The organism is Erwinia oleae (genome assembly GCF_000770305.1).
GTDB classification, from domain to species: Bacteria; Pseudomonadota; Gammaproteobacteria; order Enterobacterales; family Enterobacteriaceae; genus Erwinia; species Erwinia oleae.
This window is the reverse complement of sequence record NZ_JNVB01000181.1, coordinates 1-453: the sequence shown is the minus strand read 5'-3', so window position 1 is coordinate 453 and position 453 is coordinate 1. Positions and strand designations below refer to the sequence as shown.

The following is a 453-nucleotide window of genomic DNA, read 5'->3' as shown; positions in this document are numbered from 1 at the left end:
CAGAGACCTTTACTACCACTCAACCGAGTCCGTTTCTCTTTCAGAAATGGAATTTGGGCTCAGACAAGGCGTGGTTCCGTGAAGCATAGTGAACTATGCGAACCGGGGCCACAACGCAGTATGAGTTCAAATTTGGTAGGCCTGAGTGGACTTGAACCACCGACCTCACCCTTATCAGGGGTGCGCTCTAACCACCTGAGCTACAAGCCTGTAGAGGTTTTTTCTGCTCATTACTTCTATCAGACAATCTGTTGTGGACACTGCGCAAAAAAGTATCTTCTGGTAAGGAGGTGATCCAACCGCAGGTTCCCCTACGGTTACCTTGTTACGACTTCACCCCAGTCATGAATCACAAAGTGGTAAGCGCCCTCCCGAAGGTTAAGCTACCTACTTCTTTTGCAACCCACTCCCATGGTGTGACGGGCGGTGTGTACAAGGCCCGGGAACGTATTC

Annotated in this window: 1 tRNA gene and 1 rRNA gene; both read right to left on the bottom strand. The window is 50.3% G+C overall.

Going from position 1 to position 453, the window contains the following annotated elements:
* Positions 1-133 precede the first annotated feature (133 nt).
* Positions 134-210, bottom strand: a tRNA-Ile gene (locus GS12_RS22855).
* Between the two features lie 73 nt (positions 211-283).
* Positions 284-453 (bottom strand): 16S ribosomal RNA (locus GS12_RS22850); the annotation flags it as partial.